We start from the raw sequence: 16,704 nt of genomic DNA, 5'->3' as shown, positions 1-16,704 counted from the left end.
GCCCCCTCGGGGCACACGTCAGGCCGCCGCGTCGGCACCGTCCCCGCTGCGCACGATCACCAGGAACATGTCCGTGGCGAGATCCATGACGACCTCGGCAGGCAGGCCCTCCAGACGCCGCGCCTGCGCGAACTCCTCCGCCGGCCAGGAGCCACGCGGCCCACCGGCGGGAAAGCTCTCGAGCACTGTTCGCCCGTTCACCCTGCACCTCCATGTCGCGCTGTACTCGTAGAGTTAAACGCCAACCATGGGGTGAACGGCTCGCGAAGTGACGGTTCTGAGACGTAGTTGACACTCGTTCACCACCGAGTGTGACCAAACTCTCAGCCGATTGGTCTATCTTTTCACTTTGCGTATCAGTCGTCGTACTCATCGTGATAGCGGACGCGCTCGCTTCCCGCAGGCGCCCCAAACGCTGATGCGCGCCCCTTGGGCTCCTCCCACTCCTCCTGGCGGCCCAGTGCGGTGAGATCCAGCAGGCTGGTGGTCGAGCCGAGGCCGTCGAGGCCGCGCTCGTACGTCGAGTAGGTGTGGAAGACCCGGTCGCGGTCCCGCAGGAAGCAGCTGAGGCCCGGGCGCTCGACGAGCTCGCCCTCGCGCGTGAGGGTCACCTCGAAGTCGTGATTGAAGTCGCTGCCGTACGACGAGTACCAGGGCACCGTCCAGCCCATCCGCGCCTTGAACGGCAGGATCTTCGGGTACGGCGCCCGGGACACGGCCGCGAACGACGTACCACGGGCGTTGAGATGGGCGAGATGCCCGACTTGGTCCAGGAATGCGGAGCAGCTGCGGCAGCCGGCGTCCCACTCGGGCGCGAACATGAAGTGGTAGACGACGAGCTGGTGCCGGCCCTCGAACAGGTCGAGCAGGGTGGCCTTGCCGTCCCCGCCCTCGAACACGTACTCCTCGTCGACCTCCGCCATGGGCAAGCCGCGCCGCTCGGCGTTGAGCGCGTCCCGCGCGCGGGTGGCGGCCTTCTCCTTGACCAGCAGTTCCGCGCGCGCCGCGCGCCACTCCTCGCGCGAGACGATCTCCGGAAGCGACATGGGCCCTCCTGTGGCAACGGTCCGTCCGGGATGGTGACTGTCAGGAGCGACGGAACTCATCGCTGCCCGGGAAGAAAATCCGGACCCTTGCGGGAGGTCCTTCCGGAACGTCAGGTGTCGTAGTCCTGGATGCGCCGGCCGTGGCTGCGGTCGACGAGGGCGGGCAGGCGCTCCTCCAGTTCCCGTACCACGCCCGGCACGTCGATCGTCAGCAGCGTCCGGTCGCGCATCAGGATCCGTCCGTCGACGATCGTGGTGCGGACGTCGGCGGAGCGGGCGCTGTGCACGAGAGTGGCGGCGAGGTCGTGGACCGGCTGGGTGTGCGGCCCGGTGAGGTCGGCCAGGACGATGTCCGCCCGCCGCCCCGGCGCGATGCTGCCGACGCTGTCCCCCAGTCCCACGGCACGCGCGCTCTGGAGGGTGGCGTGGTGCAGGGCCTGACGGGAGGTCAGCCAGCGGGGGTCGCCCTCGGCGGACTTCTGGACCAGCGAGGTGAGGGCCATCGACTCCCACACGTCGAGGGAGTTGTTCGAGGCGGCTCCGTCGGTGGCGAGTCCGACGTCGACGCCGATGTCGCGCAGGGCGCGGACCGGTGTGGTGTCGGGCCAGGCGAACTTGAGGTAGCCGCGGGGCGCGGTGGCGACGGCCGTACGACCCGCCGCCCGTTCCAGGACGGGCAGGTCACGGTCGACGATGCCGGTGCCGTGGGCCAGGAGCACGTCCGTGTCGAGGATGCCGGCGCGTTCCAGGACCTCGATCGGGGTGACGCCGTGGCGGGCGAGGCTGGTCTCGGTCTGGTCGCGGTTCTCGGCGGCGTGAAGGTGCACGGGCAGGCCGTGTTCGCCGGCGAGCCGGGCCGTGGCGGCGAGGTCGGTGTCGTCGACCGTGTAGGGGGAGTGCGGGGCGAGGGCGGTGGTGACGCGGCCGTCGGCGAAACCGCGGTACCGCAGCGCGAACTCCAGTGACCGCTCCCGGCCTTCGGGGCCCTGCGAGGAGAAGTACGCCTCCCCCAGCATCGCCCGCATGCCACAGTCCGCGACCACGTCCGCCACCGCGTCCATGGCGAAGTAGTGGTCGGCGAAGCAGGTGACGCCCGCGCGGATCATCTCGGCGCAGGCAAGCCGCGCCCCCAACTCGACGTCTTTTCCTGTGAGGTTGGACTCCACGGGCCGACGACGTCGTTGAACCACTCCTGGGTCGGCAGGTCCTCGGCGAGACCGCGCAGGGCGACCATCGGCGCATGCGTGTGACAGTTGATCAGACCGGGCAGGGCGACCTGGCCCCGAGCGTCGAGGCGCTCGGCGGCGGGCAGGTCCGCGACCGCGGCGGTGGTCGCCACGGCCTCGACGACACCGTTCCGCACGACGATCGCGGCGTCCTCCTCGAACCCGATGCGCTCTTGATCGTCGTGCACGAGGACGGTACATGCGCTGATGATGAGGTCGGCGGGCCTGCCCGCGGCGGAAGGCGTCATCGCGCCAACGTACGACCTGTCGGCTTCTGAAAGGAGCCCGGCATGCTCATCGGCACCTGGAACCTGGAGAACCTCTACCGGCCCGGCGGCCCGTACGGCCCGCAGGACGAGGCCGCCTACCAGGCCAAACTCGCCGCGCTCGCCGCCGTGATCACGGAACTCGACCCGACGCTGCTCGGCGTGCAGGAGGTCGGGGACCCCGAGGCCCTGGAGGACCTCGCCGGGATGCTCGACGACGACTGGCATCTCGCCCTGTCCGGGCATCCGGACAGCCGGGGCATACGGGTCGGGTTCCTGAGCCGTACGGCCATGACGGTGCTGGCCGACACCACGGCCTTCCCGGCGGAGCTGCGGCCCGTGCAGGTGGACGACTCCGGGGTGACGGTGACGCGGGCGGGGCGGGGCTTCCTCGCCGTGGAGGCGGAGGAGGTCGAGGGCGGGCTGCTGAGGGTGGCCGTCTGTCATCTGAAGTCGAAGCTGCTGTCGTACCCGAACGGCCGCTTCCAGCCGCGCGACGAGGGGGAACGGGCCCGCTACGGCGCCTACGCCCTGTACCGGCGGGCCGCCGAGGCGACGGCCCTGCGCGCCCTCGCGGACGAGCTCCTGGACGGCGACGGGCAGGCCAGGGACGTGGCCGTACTGGGCGACCTCAACGACGAGGTGCAGGCCGCGACCACCCAGATCCTGCTCGGCCCGCCCGGCTCCGAGATCGGCACGCCGGGCTACGAGCAGGCCGACCGGGGCGACGCGACCCGGCTGTGGGACACGGCCCCGCTCATCCCGCCCGGGCAGCGCTACTCCCGCGTCAACTCCGGGCGCCGCGAACTGATCGACCATGTGCTGGTCAGCCACCGCCTGGTGCACCGGGTGACGGCGGCGGGCACGGGCCTGCCCGGCGACGGCCCGCCCGGCCTGCCGTCGGTCGGCCCCGACCCCTCGGCGCGGCGGGACGCCCCCGGGTCGGACCACGCGCCGGTGTGGATACGGGTCGGTTGAAGGGACGGGGTTGAGGCGCCGGTTGAGGGTCGGTTTGCGGGCCGGCCGAGGGGTCATCCGGCGTGGCGCGTCCCGGGCAGCCGCAGCCCCAACCGGTCTCCCGGTCCGGCGAGTTCATCGAGGAGGGTGGTGAGGCGCTCGGTGTGCTCGGGACCGATCCGTCCGGTGTCGTCGAGGTGGACGGCACAGGCGGTGGTGGTGTCGACGAGGCGTTCGAGGAGGTCGGCCACCTCGTCCGCGCCCTCCGTGTGCCGGGCGAGGGCGGGCAGTTCGTGGGCGGACAGGGAGATGGCCGTCCGGGCCTCGGCGAGCGTGCGGTAGGCCTCGCGGCGCAGGGTCCAGCGGGTGGCGCGGGGGGCGGAGGGCGTGAAGGGGCGCTCGGAGGAGGTGCCGGAGCGCTCGGAGAGCGTGCCGGAGCGCTCGGTGGAAGTGCGGGAGCGCGCAGAGGGCGTGCCCGGCCGCTCGGAGGGCGTGGCGGGCGGCCCGATGCGCGGGGTGTCGGCCTCGTCGAGGACGTGGGTGAGGTAGGCGTACGCGGCGTCACTCGCCGCGGCGAGCCGGGCGCGCACTCCCCCGCCCCGCTGTCCGGGCATCGGCAGGTGCCCGGTGATCAGCACGATCGCGCAGGCCAGCAGCGTCTCGCCGATCCGCCCCATGGAGGCCTGCGGCTCGCCCCCGACCATGACCAGGGCGAGGACGAGGACGGTGACGACGGCGGTCTGGGCGGCGAAGTGCCGGGTGGCGACGGGGATGAGCGCTCCGCTGAGGGCGACGAGCGCGATGAGCCCTTCGGGCCGGGGCAGGACGGCGGCGAATCCGGCGAAGACGACGGCGCCGAGCACGGTCCCGGCGGCCCGGTTCAGGACCCGAGAGGCCAGCGGCCCCAGGTCGGGCTTGACGAGGAAGACGGCGGTGGCCGGCAGCCAGTACCAGTGCTCGTGCTGCCCGTACCACTGGCCCTGGTGCAGGGCCTGGGCGACGGCCGAGCTGGCCCCGAAGCAGAGGGCGACCCGCAGCCCGTACTCGCGTCCGGCGCTGCCGAAGGCCGCGCGCAGCCGGTCCCTGGGCGTACGGGGCCGGGTGTGCAGATCGCCGCCCCTGCCCTGGTCGAACACCTCGGCGGCGTGCAGGAGGGCGTCGTCGAGGGCGCGCAGTGCGGGTGCGGAGCGGGAGGGTGCGGGCAGCGGCCCGGTGTGGTTGTTGCCGCGTACGGCGGTGGCGAGCCGCCGGGGTCCTTCGGAGGCCCGCTCGGCGACGGCCTCTCCGGCCCACGCCAGCGCGGTGGCGGCCTCGGCGAGGGGCAGGGCGGCGGCGTACTGCGCGTGCAGCCGCCGCTCGGCGGAGGAGGAGGCGTACCGCCGCAGCCGGGGCCCGGCGAGGGCGTCCTGCGCGTGGTCGAGGGCGGCGGTGAGCGCGGCCCGGCGGCGCATGGCCTCGGGCCCGCCGACGGCGTCGAGCAGCTCGGCGACGGCGTCGTACACGGCGGCGACGGCCTTCCGCTCCCCGTCGAACCGGAAGTCCCCGGCGAGGGAGCCGGGCGTGGGCAGCACGAGCCGGAGCACGACCAGCCACCCGGCGCCCGCGACATAGGCGAGCGCACGCTCCCACCCCTCCTCCGGCAGGGGCATCCCGGCCCCGATCGCCGAGGCGACGAGCAACTGCGTCCCGACGGCGGAGGCGACCGGCCCGATCGCGCTGATGCTCCCGGCGACGAGTCCGACGAACGTGAGGATCACCGTCAGCACGACCGCGCCGGTCTGCTGCCCGGCGTACGTCCCGGCCATCAGCCCCAGGGCACCGCCCAGTGCGGGCACCCCGATGCGCTTGACCGAGGCCCGCCGGCTCCCGGGCCGGTCGTTGATCCCGGCGAGCATGGCGGCGATCGCGGCGACGACCCCGAGCGAGGTACGCCCGACCTGCACGGCCACCAGCAGCAGCGGCCCCGCCGACAGGACCCCCCTGGTCACCGCGCTCCAGGGCACGGGCCCCCGCTGGGCGCGCAGGGCGTGCGCGAGCCAGGGCGGCAACGCGAGGTAGGCACGGCGGGACCGGGACACGGGGCTCCTGTCGACTCGTCGAGGGCAGGGGTGGGCCTTCGGGCGACGGTGGCCGGGGCGGGGGTATGAGTGCCCACGGTAGGCGGGGTTCCTGGAGGAAAGGTTTCCGGAACGTGACGGAGTCCGGGAAAGCCGGGTTCTTTATGAACGCAATCGGCAGGAACCCAATAGGCAGGAAGGCAAGCGGCAGGAAGGCAAGCGGCGACGGCCGTACGACTACCGGTCAGCTCCGCGCCGCCTCCACGGCCCGGTTCAGGAGCGTCTCCACGTCGGTGATCCTCTTCACGAGCTCGTCCGGAGCGCCGGTGAGGGTGCTGCCCAGGAGCGCGTCCACGTCCCGCAGACCCGCCCGCGCGAGGAGCCCCTTCTCGTTGGTCACCCACTCCCCCCGTGCCGCCAGCACCGCGTGCGCCGCCTGTGCAGCGGCGAGGGCGATCGCGCCCGCGACCTGGGTGACCGCCCCTTTGGGCGCGTGGCCCGCCTTCGCGTACGCGAGGGTGGCCGTGGCCATGCCGTGCCAGTGGGCCGGGGCGGTCTCGCGCAGGGCCGGCGGGTAGGCCGCGGGGCGCGGCAGTTGGCCCCGCAGCACCTTGTTGATGGCGAGTTCGGCGACGAGCAGGTAGGTCGGGATGCCCGCCAAGTGGAACATCAGCGGCTCGACCCGGAAGCGGCCCTCTTCCGCTTCCGCCACCTCGTGTGCGACGACGTCGAGATCGCGGTAGTGCACGTCCACGCGCCGGCCGTCGACGGTCAGCCAGGCGCCGCCGTTGAAGACGCCGCCGCCCCACGCGCCCAGCTCGGAGACCTCGCCCTCCCAGCCGACGGCCCGGAGGTCCTGCGGATCGAAGGCGCCCCGGTAGTAGATCGCCAGGTCCCAGTCGCTGTCCGGGCGTTCGGTGCCCTGGGCGCGGGAGCCGCCGAGGGTGACGGCCTCGACGGCGGGGAGGGCGGCGAGGCGGTCGGCGGTGGTGTCGAGGAAGGTCTGGTCCGGGCGGGTGGGCACGGGCGTCGCTCCTGGGCCGGCGGCTGATGCCCGGGAAGCGTAGAGGAGCGCTCGGGTGAGGGCACAACCGAAATACGGGTGCGGCCGCGTGGCGGAACCTCACATGATCGGTGGGTTGCCCTCGACCGCCACCGGTAGATCGGAGACCCCCCGTGATCCAGCGCGTCACTGTCCCGAGCCTGTTTCCGCCGCCCACCTATTCCCACGCCTCCGTCGTGGAGGCCGGCACGCGGCTGGCGTTCCTCGCCGGGTCCGTGCCGCTGAACGCCGGCGGCGAGCTCGTCGGCCCCGGGGATCCCGTGCGGCAGGCCGAGCAGGTGATCGACAACCTGCGGGAGCAACTGCGGGCCGTCGGCAGCGACCTGGCGCACGTCGTGGCGACCGACGTGTACGTCGTGAGCGGTGAGCCGGCCGTGCTGTCGGCCGTCTGGGAGGTCGTCGAGGCGTCCGGGCTCAGTACCGGCCCGCACTCGTCGACGCTCATCGGCGTGGCGTGCCTCGGGTACACGGGACAGCTGGTGGAGATTACGGCGACAGCGGTCGTGCCGGGCGAGCCGCCGGCCTGAGGCATGAGGCATGAGGAGAACGCCATGTTGATCGAGCACCGCGGGCGGCGCCCCGTCGTCCCCGAGTCCGCGTACGTCGCCCCGACGGCCGTCCTGTGCGGGGCCGTCGTCCTCGGTGAGCGCAGCCGGGTGCTGCACGGGGCCGTGCTCACCGCCGAGGACGGGGAGGTGCGGGTGGGCTCGGACGCCGTCGTCATGGAGAACGCCCTGGTGCGGGGACGGGCCCGGCATCCCGCGGTGATCGGTGACGCCGTGCTCGTCGGCCCGCACGCCCATGTCAACGGGGCGACGCTGGAGGACGAGGTCTTCGTGGCCACCGGCGCCTGCGTCTTCCCGGGCGCCGTCGCGAGCGCCGGATCCGAACTGCGGATCCACAGCGTGCTGCACGTCAATTCCGTGCTGCCGCCCGGCACCGTCCTGCCCATCGGCTGGATCGCGGCGGGAGCGCCCCGGGCCCGGCTCTTCGCCCCCGGCGAGCACGACGAGCTGTGGCAGGTGCAGGAGGCGCTGGACTTCCCCGGCACGGTGTACGGCATCCCGCGCGGCACCGCGATGCGGGAGGTCATGGCCCGCCAGGTGAAGTTCTACGGGGCCCATCGCGACGACGTCACGCTCGACGACGGCCCGGCATGACCCGGCACCCGCCTAATGCCGTCCGGGCCGCCCCCACACCCTCCGTTTCGCCAGCGGCTCGGCGTAGCTCCCCGCGCGGCTCGTCGTCAGCCCCAGCGCCACCAGCGATTCCGCCAGTTTGACCGCGGCGGCGACCCCGTCGACGACCGGCAGGCCCAGCTTCTCCCCCACCAGCCGCTGCAACCCCGTCATCCCGGCGCAGCCCAGCACCAGTACCTCGGCCCCGGCCGCACACGCCCGCTCGGCGGCGGCCAGGAACGCCGTCTCGGTGCGCTCGTCGTCCCCGAGGTCGAGCACGTTCAGGCCCGTGCCGACGATCGCGGCGCAGTTCCGGGCCACGCCCGCCGTCTCCAGGCTGTCCTCGATCTGGCCGACGGACCTGGCCAGCGTGGTGACGACGCCGTAGCGGCGGCCCAGCAGACAGGCCAGATGCGCGGCCGCCTCGGTGATGTCGACGACCGGTACGTCCACCAGTTCCCGGACGCCCTCGCGCCCGTGCTCCCCGAAACCGGCCAGGACGACGGCGTCGTACGGCGGTCCGTCGTACGTGCGCAGCGTGTCCAGGACGGCCGCGGCGGACAGGTAGCTGTCGAGCCAGCCCTCCGCGGACTCCGGCCCCCAGGCGGGGGTCAGCCCGGTCACGGCGGTGCCCGGGCCTGCGGCGGCCCGGGCACCTCGTACGATCTCCTCGGTCATCTCCTGCGTGGTGTTGCAGTTGGTGACGACGATCCGCACGTCTCTCAGACCTCCGAGGTGGCGCGCTCGGGGCGGCACAGGGCCGCGTACAGGCCGGCCGCCAGGGCCGTGCCGATGAACCAGGAGTACGGGGCGACATCGCTGAAGGTCTTCACCAGCGCGAGGACCGTCGCGACACCGGCCGCCGGCAGGAACGCCCACAGCGCCTTCGGGTTGAAGCCCTTGCGGTAGTGGTAGCGGGAGTTGGGCGTGGCGTCGAACAGTTCGTCGACGTTCACCCGGCCGCGCTTGACCCAGTAGTAGTCGACCATGATCACGCCGAACAGCGGGCCGAGGAAGGCGCCGAGGCCGCCGAGGAAGTAGTTCACGACGGTCGGGTTGGAGAAGAGGTTCCAGGGCGTGACGAGCAGGGCCGCGACCGTGCTGATCATGCCGCCGATCTTGAAGGTGATCTTCTGCGGCCAGACGTTGGCGAGGTCGTACGCCGGCGAGACGAAGTTGGCGACGATGTTGACGCCCATGGTGGCGATGGCGAAGGTCAGCGCGCCCAGCACCAGCACCCACGTGTTGCCGATCTCGGCGACGAGGTAGGCCGGGTCGGTGATCTCCTTGCCGAACACCTCGAACGCGCCCGCCGTGACGATGACCGACACGATGACGAAGGCCGTGGAGTTGACGGGCAGGCCCCAGAAGTTGCCGCGCCTGACGGACTTGTAGTCGGGCGCGAAGCGGGAGAAGTCGCAGAAGTTGAGCATCAGGGTGCCGTACGTGGCGAGGACCAGGCCGATCGCGCCGAACCACTGGCGCCACTGCTCGCCGACGGACACCGGGTGCGGGGTGGAGGTGAGCGAGATCGTCCAGCCGGCCTTGGCGAGAATCCACACGGCCAGCGCGATCATCACGAGCCAGATCGCCGGACCGCAGAAGTCCTGGAACTTGCGGACCGATTCCATGCCCCGGCTGATGATCGCCGCCTGGACCAGCCACAGCGCGACGAAGGAGACCCAGCCGAGCGCGTCCAGCCCGAGGAAGGAGTTGTGCGTCCACGACTCCAGGCCCGGCCAGGCCGCCAGCAGCATCACGTTGACGGCGACGGAGGCCAGGTAGGTCTGGATCCCGTACCACATGATGGCGATCACGGCCCTGATCAGCGCCGGGATGTTGGCACCCCAGACGCCGAAGGCGATCCGGCTGACGACCGGGAAGGGGACGCCGTGGCGCTGCCCGATCTTCCCCATCCAGTTCATGCCGATGTAGATGATCACGAAGCCGACGAGCAGGGACGTGAAGATCTGCCAGACGTTCATCCCGAGGAAGAGCAGTCCGGCGGCGAAGGTGTAGTTGCCGAGGTTGTGGACGTCGGACATCCACATGGCGAAGAGGTCGAAGACCTTCCAGTTGCGCTTCTTGGCGGGCGCCAGGTCTTCGTTGGTGAGCCGGGGATCGGGGACGAACGCTGGGGCGCCGGTGGTTGCGGCACGGTCGGCGAGGGACACGGGGCCTCCATGAGCAAGGGGAGAAGGAGGACTGCTCTGCGAGAGGTTTGGTATACCAAACTGCGCACATGGTCTCCTCGTCAACCGTTCTGACCGATGTCGCTCTTGTGAACGGTCCGTAAAAGAGACTCCGTGTCGGCGAAGATGGGCTCCATGACGAAGATCGAACCCCTCGGAGCGGTGCGCGAACGCGTCACGACCGACCTGCGGCAGGAGATCATCGCGGGCAGCCTCCGTCCCGGTGACCGCCTGGTCGAACGCGAGCTGGCGGAGCGCTTCGGCGTCTCACGCGTTCCGGTCCGGGAGGCGATCCGGGCGCTCGTCACCGAGGGCTTCGTCCACTTCGAGACGCCCCGGCGCACGGTGGTACGCCGTCTCACCCCGACCGACGTCAAGGAACTGTTCGAACTGCGCGAGGCCCTGGAGGTCTACGCCGCCGGACTCGCCGCCTCCCGCGCTACGCCGCAGGACCTGGCCGAGGTCCAGGAGCTCCTCCACCGCGCGGCCGCCGCCACCGAGGCCGGGAACGCCGAGCTGATCACGGACCTCAACAGCAGCCTGCACGACCGCATCGTGGCGATGGCCGGCAACAGCCTGCTGACCGAGGCCCTGGAACCGGTCGCCGGCCGGCTGCGCTGGATGACCCGGCGCAACGAGGAGTGGCCGCAGCTCCTCGTGGAGCACCGCGAGCTGTACGAGGCGATCGCCTCGGGCGACCCGGACCGGGCCCGCGCGCACGCGCTCACGCACGTACGCACCAACTACCGCTCCACGGTGCGGCATCTGTTCGGGGAGGCTTCCGTGGAGGAGGCTTTCGGAGAGAAGGCTGCCGGGGAGAAGGCTCCTTAGCCGCTTCCGGTGGGCAGTTCCGCCGCCCGCGCGGCCGTCCGCAGGACGTCGCGCAGCATCGCCGGGGTGAGCCGGCCGGTGAAGGTGTTGCGCTGGCTGACATGGAAGCAGCCGAACAGCTCCAGGCCGTCCAGGGGGAACCGGGCCCCGTGGCCGAAGGCCGGCCGGGGCCGGGGCACGGACCAGCCCGCCTCCGCGAACGCGGGGAGCGCGGCCTGCCAGCCGAAGGCGCCGAGCACGACCACGGCCCGCAGCGTCGGGCGCAGCAGCCGCAGCTCCTGCACGAGCCAGGGGCGGCAGGTGTCCCGTTCCTCGGGGGTGGGCTTGTTCGCGGGCGGGGCGCAGTGCACGGGCGAGGTGACGCGTACGCCGTACAGCTCCAGGCCGTCGTGGGCGTGCTCGGCGGTGGGCCGGGAGGCGAGGCCGACGTCGTACAGCGCCTGGTACAGGACGTCTCCGGAGCGGTCGCCGGTGAACATCCGGCCGGTGCGGTTGCCGCCGTGCGCGGCGGGGGCGAGTCCGACGATCAGCAGCCGGGCGTCCGCCGGGCCGAACCCGGGCACCGGCCGCCCCCAGTACGTCCAGTCCGCGTAGGCGGCTCGCTTGGTCCGGGCCACCTCCTCACGCCAGGAGACCAGCCGCGGGCAGGCCCGGCAGTCCGTGATGCGCCGGTCGAGGAGAGGGAGACCGCTGGCGTCCATGACTCCACCGTAGGCGGCGGTGGGACGGCCCCTCTCACCGGGACGAAGAAGGCTCAGGACATGCCGGCACGTGAGCCCGGGGCGACGGTCGTGTCCGGTGCGGACCGTGGCTCGACTCGGCGTAGCCAGAGCAGGGCCCCGGACACCAGCACCGCACCGGTCAGCAGCCACGGCAGCGGGCCCGGCCGCAACGCGCCGACGACGAGGCCGGCGAGCGCGCCGACCAGTTGCAGGGCGAGGGACTGGACGGACAGGGCGGTGGCGCGGCCGGCGCTGGTGACGCGGCGGTGCAGCAGGTCGTTCTGGTTAGGGGACGCGGCGCCGACGCCGAGGTAGAGCAAGCAGAAGCCGACGACCGCGAGGGCCGTGGCGACCGGGTGCCCGGTGGTCGCGGTGACACCGAGCAGCAGCATGCCGCCCGCGCCCGTCACGAGACAGACCAGCACGGCCCGCTCGCCACTGCCCGCGATCCGCGCGGCGAGCGGCGCGAGGTGACTGCCGGCACCGTTGCAGACGAAGCCCGCGCAGGCGAGCACGGCGTACGCCATCGCTCCGGAGCCGGGCGCTCCGGTCAGCTCGACGGTGCGGCCCGGGATGAGCAGTTCGATGGTGGCCAGGGCGCCGCCGACCGCCGCGGCGGTGAGCAGGACCCGGCGGACGAGCGCGTCCCGGCCGCCCAGCCGCAGCCCGTCGAGGACGGTGACCGGGACGCCGCGCAGCACCGAACGCAGCGTGGCCGGCGGTCGCGGCGGCTCCCGCAGCACGGCCAGCACATAGCAGACGAGGACGACCCTGACCACGGCTCCCAGCAGCACGGGGACGGACAGGGGCAGCACCGCCCCGGCCGTCGCCTCGCTCAGCCTGATACCGAGAGCGGGCCCCGCGTCGAGCAGCCAGGGCAGGGCACCGCCGAGCAGCAGGCCGGCCGCGAGCGCGGCGGAGGTCGCGGAGCCGCCGCGGGCCAGGCCCGTGCGCAGCTCGGCGTCCGGGCCGGAGCGCTCCTGGACGGTGTCGACGTACCAGGCTTCGGCGGTACCGCTGGCCAGGGCCCGGGCCGTCCCCATGAGCACCATGCCGGCGGTGAGCACCCAGGCAGTGGTGCCGAGGCCGACCAGCACGCAGGCGACCATGTTGAGGACACCGGCCGTGGCCAGGACCGGCCGGCGCCCGAGGACGTCGGAGAGCCCACCCGTGGGCAGCTCCAGCGCGGCCACGGTCAGCGAGTGGACGGCGAAGAGCCCCGCGACCGCGGCCAGGGACATGCCGCGCTCGATGAACAGCAGGACCATCGAGGCCAGGCCGAGGCCCGACGGCAGCCATAAGAGCGCGCAGACGGTGACGTAACGGCGGCGAACGGTCCGCAGTTCGGTCGGGTTGGTCAGCTCGGTCACGAGGCGCCCTCGCGGTCCGCGTCCCCGCGGTCGTGCGGGGCGAGCGGCAGACCGGCGGTGAGGAACATGACGTTCTCGGCGCGGGGGTCGTCCGCGTCCCGGGCCGTCAGCTCCTCCAGCTTCCGGGCCACGGCGCCCCAGAGCTCGGTGAGCGACTCGGCCGTCAGCCGGGGCATGAGGTCGCTGATCCCCGACGGCTCCACCCACTCCTGGCCCAACCGCCCTGCGGCCATGTCCGCCTCATGCCGGGCGAGGGACATCTCCAGGTGCTCCAGCTGCCGCCGCCGCGCCAGGCTGACGAAGGCACGGCCCGCCTCGGACGACTCCATCGCCTCGTTGCTCCAGGACGTCACGGTGTGCTGGGCCCGCCAGCGCCGCTCCCGCCCGTCACGATGCTCGGCCTCCGTGATGAACGCGTACTTCGCCAGCACCCGCAGGTGGTAACTGGTCGACGCCGACGACTCCCCCGTCCGCGCGGCGAGCTCACTGGCCGTGGCGGGCCCGTCCTGACGCAGCAGCCCGAGCAGCCGGATGCGCAGGGGGTGCGTGAGGGCCTTCAGGGCGTCCGTGTCGTGCTCGGGGTCGAGTACGCGCTTGTGCTCGTCGCTGTCCATGCCGGGAGGGTAGGCCGCCACCGGGATTCGACAAAAGAGTTTTTGCAAAATTTGTTTTGTAGAGTAGGGAGGGCGGGAAAGGACTAAGGTCGGGGACATGGCTTCTGAAGGCACGGAGTACGACGGGACGGGCGACACGAAGGCCGTGGATCCGAAGACCGTGGAGGCCAAGAGCGTGGATCCGAAGGCCGCAGACCCGAAGACGCTGGACCCGAAGGTCGCTGCGGCCATCGCCGCTGCCGAGGCCGCCGGGCCGCAGAGCGGCCAGACCGTCCGTGTCGACAGTTGGATCTGGGCCGTACGCCTCGTCAAGACCCGTTCCCTGGGCGCCACCGCCTGCCGGGGCGGACACGTCCGCGTCAACGGCGAGCGAGTGAAGCCCGCCCACGCGGTGCGCGTCGGCGACGAGGTGCGCGTACGGCACGAGGGCCGGGAGCGGGTCGTCGTCGTGACACGGCTCATCCGCAAGCGGGTCGGCGCCCCGGTGGCCGCCCAGTGCTACATCGACAACTCCCCGCCGCCCCCGCCCCGAGAGGCCGTCGCCCCGGCCGGCATCCGCGACCGCGGCGCGGGCCGCCCGACGAAGCGGGACCGCCGCGAAATGGAACGGCTGCGCGGCCTGGCCGGCCCGGGCCCTGTACCGGACCCGGGCCCCGGCAGCGGCTTCGGCCGCGGTCCTGGCCCCGGTCCTGGTTCCCGCAGAGGGTCCGGCAAACCGAGGCCGTGAGCAGCGCACTCGGCACGGTCACGCCCGGAGCCGCAGCAGGCGCAGCAGATCCGCGTTGTGCCCCCGCCGCGCCCAGGCGATGAGGGCGAGCGGCACCATCAGGATGACCGGCGTCGCCGCATACTGCCCGTCCATGACGGTGATCTGGACGACGAACGCGCCCACCATCAGCGCACCCAGCGCCATCGCCGCCACCGACTGGAGCACCGGGATCAACAGGGCGACCGCTCCCGCCAGTTCGAGCGCGCCGATGGTGTACATCCCCGCGCTGCCCCAGCCGAGCTTCTCGAACGACTCGGCAGCCGACGGGTGCGCGATCAGCTTGGGCACGGCGCTCGCGATCCCGAACATCAGGGCGAGCAGCACCTGGAGACCACGCAAGGCGATCCGGGCACGCCGCCCGCGTGCGGTCGCGGACTCGGCGACGACGACACCGGCCGGGGCCGAGGGGACGGCGGTGGCGGGAGGGTTGGTCTCGGACATGGAGGTCTCCTGGGGGAAGCGGTCCGTGATGATGTCGCAGGGATAGACCGCCCCTCCCCCTCGAACTCATCGCCGCCCGGCGAATTTCACCCGACCCGCTCCGTCCCCGCCTGCCACGGGCAGAGCCGCCGGAGTCTTTCCGCTGGGTAGGGCGTTGTCCTGCTCACCTCCTGGATCGTGCGGTAGAAGTCCGTCATCACAGCCGCGACCGGGGCATGGCGGGTGAGGATCTTCGCCGTCCCGGGCGGCACCCCGGTGGGCTGCTGCCCTTCGGCCAAGGCCCGTATCAGTGGCCCACGTATCTCCCAGTCCGCGCCGTACAGGGCGGTGACCAGCCAGCTGACGAGATAACTGGCCGTGTAGCAGCGGTCGTAGCCGGTGTGCCGGTCGTAGAAGCCGGTCTCGGTGGGTGAGAGGTCGAAGCGGCTGGACAGGGCGAGTCCGTAGTCGGCGAAGTACAGGCGCCGGCCGTCGGTCAGGACGTTCTCGAAGTGGGCGTCGAAGTGGAGCAGCTCCCGGCTGTTCATGAAGGACGTACCGGCCCGCAGTTCCTCCTCCACGAGCGAGCACGCCCGGTCGAGGGCCGCGCCACCTGCTCGTACCTGGTCCGTGAGCCACGCGTGCAACGTCCAGGGGACATACTCCAGGAACAGCGCGACGCTCGCCGAGGACTCCCGCAGTGCCTCGATACGATGCCGTACCTCCGCGCTCCCTCCCCAGTACGCCACGGCCCGTTCCACATCGGCCAGTTCCTCCGCCAGGGTGGGCGCCTCGTCCGGCAGCACGCGCCAGTGGTACATCAGCGGGAATCCCTGGAACTGCCCGGAGAGCACCCAGTTCGTCGTCATCGTATGGACGGCGACCTCGCGCCACGCCCCGAACCCGGGCCCGCCGACGCCGTACTGGCAGAAGGTGGGGAGCCCGAACACGTTGGCCGTGGACCGGAGGTGCTCCGGCCGCTGCTCCAGGTCCGTCAAGGGCACCCGCTTCACGAAGACCGGCGTGCCGGCCACGTCCGTCCGGGCCGACTTGCCACCGATGCCCGTCCCCAGCGGCACGGCAGCCTCCACCAGCTCACGCAACTCGGCGTCCCCGCGCAGCGCCAGGGAGGTCGACACCGCGTCGTAGCCGGTCAGCCGCCCGGACGCGCCCGCACGGTGCGGTGCCTCACGCACCCTGCCTGCCTTGACCGTCGGGTACCGCCCGCACCCAGACCCGGTCCTCCGTCAGGTACCGGTCCACCCTCAGGCCCGTCTCCCCCAGTGCCTCCTCGAACTGTTGCCTCGTCAGTGGTCGGGCCCGGAACGTCTGGGTCCAGACCGCGTCCGGGAACTCGTACTGCGCGTGAACCGAGTTGACGCCGTCGCCGACCGGCTCCGACGACACGATCCGCACGGTGAAGCCGCTGGGGTCCACCCGCTCGCGCGGCACGTTCACGTGGTAGTCCTCGCCCTCCCGCTGGATCAGCACGGAGCCGCCCTCCGTGACATGCCGCACACACGTGCGCAGCAGGCCCCGCCGCACCTCGGCGTCCCCGGCATGCACGAGGAACGACGCGAGCAGCACCACGTCGAACGTCTCGCCCAGGTCCAGGTCCTCGATCGGGCTGCATATCGTCCGCGCCCCGCGTACCCGCTCCAGCATGTCGGCGGACTCGTCCACCGCCGTGACCTCGAACCCGCGCTCCAGCAGCGCATGGGTCATGCGCCCGACGCCACTGCCCAGCTCCAGGATGCGCGCGCCCGCCGGCACCGCCGACGCGATGATCTCCGGTTCGTCCCCGACGGGCAGCCGTGAGTAGAACTCCACCGCGCAGCCGTCCGGGGTGATGGCCCCGGGTCCCGTCCCTGCGTACCCCTCACGCATTTTCAGCTCCATGCCCGCCCAACGGACCACACCCGCACGCCCGTTCCCGTCCCGCCCGCGTTCACCCGCCCGAGTGAACGAGGTCGCGCGTCGGCCCCTGCTCCCC

Annotated in this window: 17 protein-coding genes and 1 pseudogene; 5 read left to right on the top strand and 13 right to left on the bottom strand. The window is 72.3% G+C overall.

Features of this window, described 5'->3' with window-relative positions; all coding sequences use genetic code 11:
• Nucleotides 1-18: 18 nt before the first annotated feature.
• The 3 genes and pseudogenes from ACIBL4_RS15385 to ACIBL4_RS15375 all read right to left on the bottom strand — a co-directional run bounded on the left by ACIBL4_RS15385 (nucleotide 19) and on the right by ACIBL4_RS15375 (nucleotide 2,520).
• Nucleotides 19-201, bottom strand: coding sequence for a hypothetical protein (locus ACIBL4_RS15385; RefSeq protein WP_037674458.1), 183 nt, complete (start codon nucleotides 199-201; stop codon nucleotides 19-21).
• A 155-nt stretch (nucleotides 202-356) separates the two neighbouring features.
• A complete protein-coding gene (locus ACIBL4_RS15380) occupies nucleotides 357-1,046 on the bottom strand; it encodes a DUF899 domain-containing protein (protein WP_399410105.1) in 690 nt (229 codons plus the stop codon).
• A 110-nt stretch (nucleotides 1,047-1,156) separates the two neighbouring features.
• Nucleotides 1,157-2,520 (bottom strand): annotated as a pseudogene (locus ACIBL4_RS15375) (amidohydrolase).
• 42 nt (nucleotides 2,521-2,562) lie between these two features.
• Between ACIBL4_RS15375 and ACIBL4_RS15370 the strand changes: the two are divergent.
• Entirely contained in the window at nucleotides 2,563-3,516 is a 954-nt protein-coding gene (locus tag ACIBL4_RS15370) for an endonuclease/exonuclease/phosphatase family protein (RefSeq protein WP_399410103.1), read from the top strand.
• 53 nt (nucleotides 3,517-3,569) lie between these two features.
• On the opposite strand, the gene ACIBL4_RS15365 is transcribed toward ACIBL4_RS15370, so the two are convergent.
• Both ACIBL4_RS15365 and ACIBL4_RS15360 read right to left on the bottom strand, forming a co-directional pair.
• Complete coding sequence (locus ACIBL4_RS15365) at nucleotides 3,570-5,573, bottom strand: FUSC family protein (RefSeq protein WP_399410101.1); 2,004 nt, start codon at nucleotides 5,571-5,573, stop codon at nucleotides 3,570-3,572.
• A 223-nt stretch (nucleotides 5,574-5,796) separates the two neighbouring features.
• The gene (locus tag ACIBL4_RS15360) at nucleotides 5,797-6,576 is read right to left on the bottom strand and encodes a nucleotidyltransferase domain-containing protein (RefSeq protein WP_399410099.1); all 780 of its coding nucleotides are present in this window, start codon (nucleotides 6,574-6,576) and stop codon (nucleotides 5,797-5,799) included.
• 152 nt (nucleotides 6,577-6,728) lie between these two features.
• Between ACIBL4_RS15360 and ACIBL4_RS15355 the strand changes: the two genes are divergently transcribed.
• Both ACIBL4_RS15355 and ACIBL4_RS15350 read left to right on the top strand, forming a co-directional pair.
• Nucleotides 6,729-7,142 carry a RidA family protein gene (locus ACIBL4_RS15355; protein WP_399410097.1) on the top strand — a complete coding sequence of 138 codons (414 nt, stop codon included), beginning with the start codon at nucleotides 6,729-6,731 and terminating at the stop codon, nucleotides 7,140-7,142.
• Nucleotides 7,143-7,166: 24 nt separating this feature from the next.
• The gene (locus ACIBL4_RS15350) at nucleotides 7,167-7,775 is read left to right on the top strand and encodes a gamma carbonic anhydrase family protein (protein ID WP_399410095.1); all 609 of its coding nucleotides are present in this window, start codon (nucleotides 7,167-7,169) and stop codon (nucleotides 7,773-7,775) included.
• 12 nt (nucleotides 7,776-7,787) lie between these two features.
• On the opposite strand, the gene ACIBL4_RS15345 is transcribed toward ACIBL4_RS15350, so the two are convergent.
• Together ACIBL4_RS15345 and ACIBL4_RS15340 are read right to left on the bottom strand one after the other, a co-directional pair.
• On the bottom strand, nucleotides 7,788-8,510 hold the full coding sequence (locus ACIBL4_RS15345) for an aspartate/glutamate racemase family protein (RefSeq protein ID WP_399410093.1): 723 nt from the start codon (nucleotides 8,508-8,510) through the stop codon (nucleotides 7,788-7,790).
• Nucleotides 8,511-8,515: 5 nt separating this feature from the next.
• Entirely contained in the window at nucleotides 8,516-9,967 is a 1,452-nt protein-coding gene (locus ACIBL4_RS15340; protein WP_399410091.1) for an NCS1 family nucleobase:cation symporter-1, read from the bottom strand.
• Between the two features lie 144 nt (nucleotides 9,968-10,111).
• On the opposite strand from ACIBL4_RS15340, the gene ACIBL4_RS15335 reads away from it, so the two are divergent.
• Nucleotides 10,112-10,816, top strand: a complete 705-nt coding sequence (locus ACIBL4_RS15335; protein ID WP_399410590.1) for a GntR family transcriptional regulator — start codon at nucleotides 10,112-10,114, stop codon at nucleotides 10,814-10,816.
• On the opposite strand, the gene ACIBL4_RS15330 is transcribed toward ACIBL4_RS15335, so the two are convergent.
• Genes ACIBL4_RS15330 through ACIBL4_RS15320 form a run of 3 tightly spaced genes read right to left on the bottom strand, consistent with a single transcriptional unit; the run spans nucleotide 10,813 to nucleotide 13,522 of the window.
• Complete coding sequence (locus tag ACIBL4_RS15330; protein WP_399410089.1) at nucleotides 10,813-11,517, bottom strand: uracil-DNA glycosylase; 705 nt, start codon at nucleotides 11,515-11,517, stop codon at nucleotides 10,813-10,815. The genes ACIBL4_RS15335 and ACIBL4_RS15330 overlap by 4 nt on opposite strands.
• Before the next feature lie 53 nt (nucleotides 11,518-11,570).
• Complete coding sequence (locus ACIBL4_RS15325) at nucleotides 11,571-12,908, bottom strand: MFS transporter (protein ID WP_399410087.1); 1,338 nt, start codon at nucleotides 12,906-12,908, stop codon at nucleotides 11,571-11,573.
• Nucleotides 12,905-13,522, bottom strand: a complete 618-nt coding sequence (locus ACIBL4_RS15320; protein WP_399410085.1) for a helix-turn-helix domain-containing protein — start codon at nucleotides 13,520-13,522, stop codon at nucleotides 12,905-12,907. Before ACIBL4_RS15320 ends, ACIBL4_RS15325 begins: the two co-directional genes overlap by 4 nt.
• Nucleotides 13,523-13,619: 97 nt before the next feature.
• Between ACIBL4_RS15320 and ACIBL4_RS15315 the strand changes: the two genes are divergently transcribed.
• Nucleotides 13,620-14,249, top strand: a complete 630-nt coding sequence (locus ACIBL4_RS15315; RefSeq protein ID WP_399410083.1) for an RNA-binding S4 domain-containing protein — start codon at nucleotides 13,620-13,622, stop codon at nucleotides 14,247-14,249.
• A gap of 18 nt (nucleotides 14,250-14,267) precedes the next feature.
• Here the strand turns inward: ACIBL4_RS15315 and ACIBL4_RS15310 are convergent, their stop codons facing one another.
• The 3 genes from ACIBL4_RS15310 to ACIBL4_RS15300 all read right to left on the bottom strand — a co-directional run bounded on the left by ACIBL4_RS15310 (nucleotide 14,268) and on the right by ACIBL4_RS15300 (nucleotide 16,598).
• A complete protein-coding gene (locus ACIBL4_RS15310; RefSeq protein ID WP_399410081.1) occupies nucleotides 14,268-14,732 on the bottom strand; it encodes a DoxX family protein in 465 nt (154 codons plus the stop codon).
• Between the two features lie 86 nt (nucleotides 14,733-14,818).
• Nucleotides 14,819-15,907: a protein kinase family protein gene (locus ACIBL4_RS15305; RefSeq protein ID WP_399410079.1), complete on the bottom strand. Its 1,089-nt coding sequence runs from the start codon at nucleotides 15,905-15,907 to the stop codon at nucleotides 14,819-14,821.
• Nucleotides 15,900-16,598: a class I SAM-dependent methyltransferase gene (locus ACIBL4_RS15300; protein ID WP_399410077.1), complete on the bottom strand. Its 699-nt coding sequence runs from the start codon at nucleotides 16,596-16,598 to the stop codon at nucleotides 15,900-15,902. The genes ACIBL4_RS15305 and ACIBL4_RS15300 overlap by 8 nt, the downstream gene beginning before the upstream one ends.
• Nucleotides 16,599-16,704: the final 106 nt, after the last annotated feature.

The organism is Streptomyces sp. NPDC050416 (assembly GCF_044458845.1).
Lineage (GTDB): Bacteria > Actinomycetota > Actinomycetes > Streptomycetales > Streptomycetaceae > Streptomyces.
The sequence above is the reverse complement of the archived record's forward strand: the minus strand, read 5'-3'. Positions and strand labels throughout refer to the sequence as shown.

Coding starts and splice junctions, on each gene's coding strand:
- ACIBL4_RS15380 (WP_399410105.1), bottom strand. CDS start 1,046: ATGTCGCTTCCGGAGATCGTCTCGCGCGAGGAGTGGCGCGCGGCGCGC.
- ACIBL4_RS15370 (WP_399410103.1), top strand. CDS start 2,563: ATGCTCATCGGCACCTGGAACCTGGAGAACCTCTACCGGCCCGGCGGC.
- ACIBL4_RS15350 (WP_399410095.1), top strand. CDS start 7,167: ATGTTGATCGAGCACCGCGGGCGGCGCCCCGTCGTCCCCGAGTCCGCG.
- ACIBL4_RS15335 (WP_399410590.1), top strand. CDS start 10,112: ATGGGCTCCATGACGAAGATCGAACCCCTCGGAGCGGTGCGCGAACGC.
- ACIBL4_RS15330 (WP_399410089.1), bottom strand. CDS start 11,517: ATGGACGCCAGCGGTCTCCCTCTCCTCGACCGGCGCATCACGGACTGC.
- ACIBL4_RS15320 (WP_399410085.1), bottom strand. CDS start 13,522: ATGGACAGCGACGAGCACAAGCGCGTACTCGACCCCGAGCACGACACG.
- ACIBL4_RS15315 (WP_399410083.1), top strand. CDS start 13,620: ATGGCTTCTGAAGGCACGGAGTACGACGGGACGGGCGACACGAAGGCC.
- ACIBL4_RS15310 (WP_399410081.1), bottom strand. CDS start 14,732: ATGTCCGAGACCAACCCTCCCGCCACCGCCGTCCCCTCGGCCCCGGCC.
- ACIBL4_RS15300 (WP_399410077.1), bottom strand. CDS start 16,598: ATGCGTGAGGGGTACGCAGGGACGGGACCCGGGGCCATCACCCCGGAC.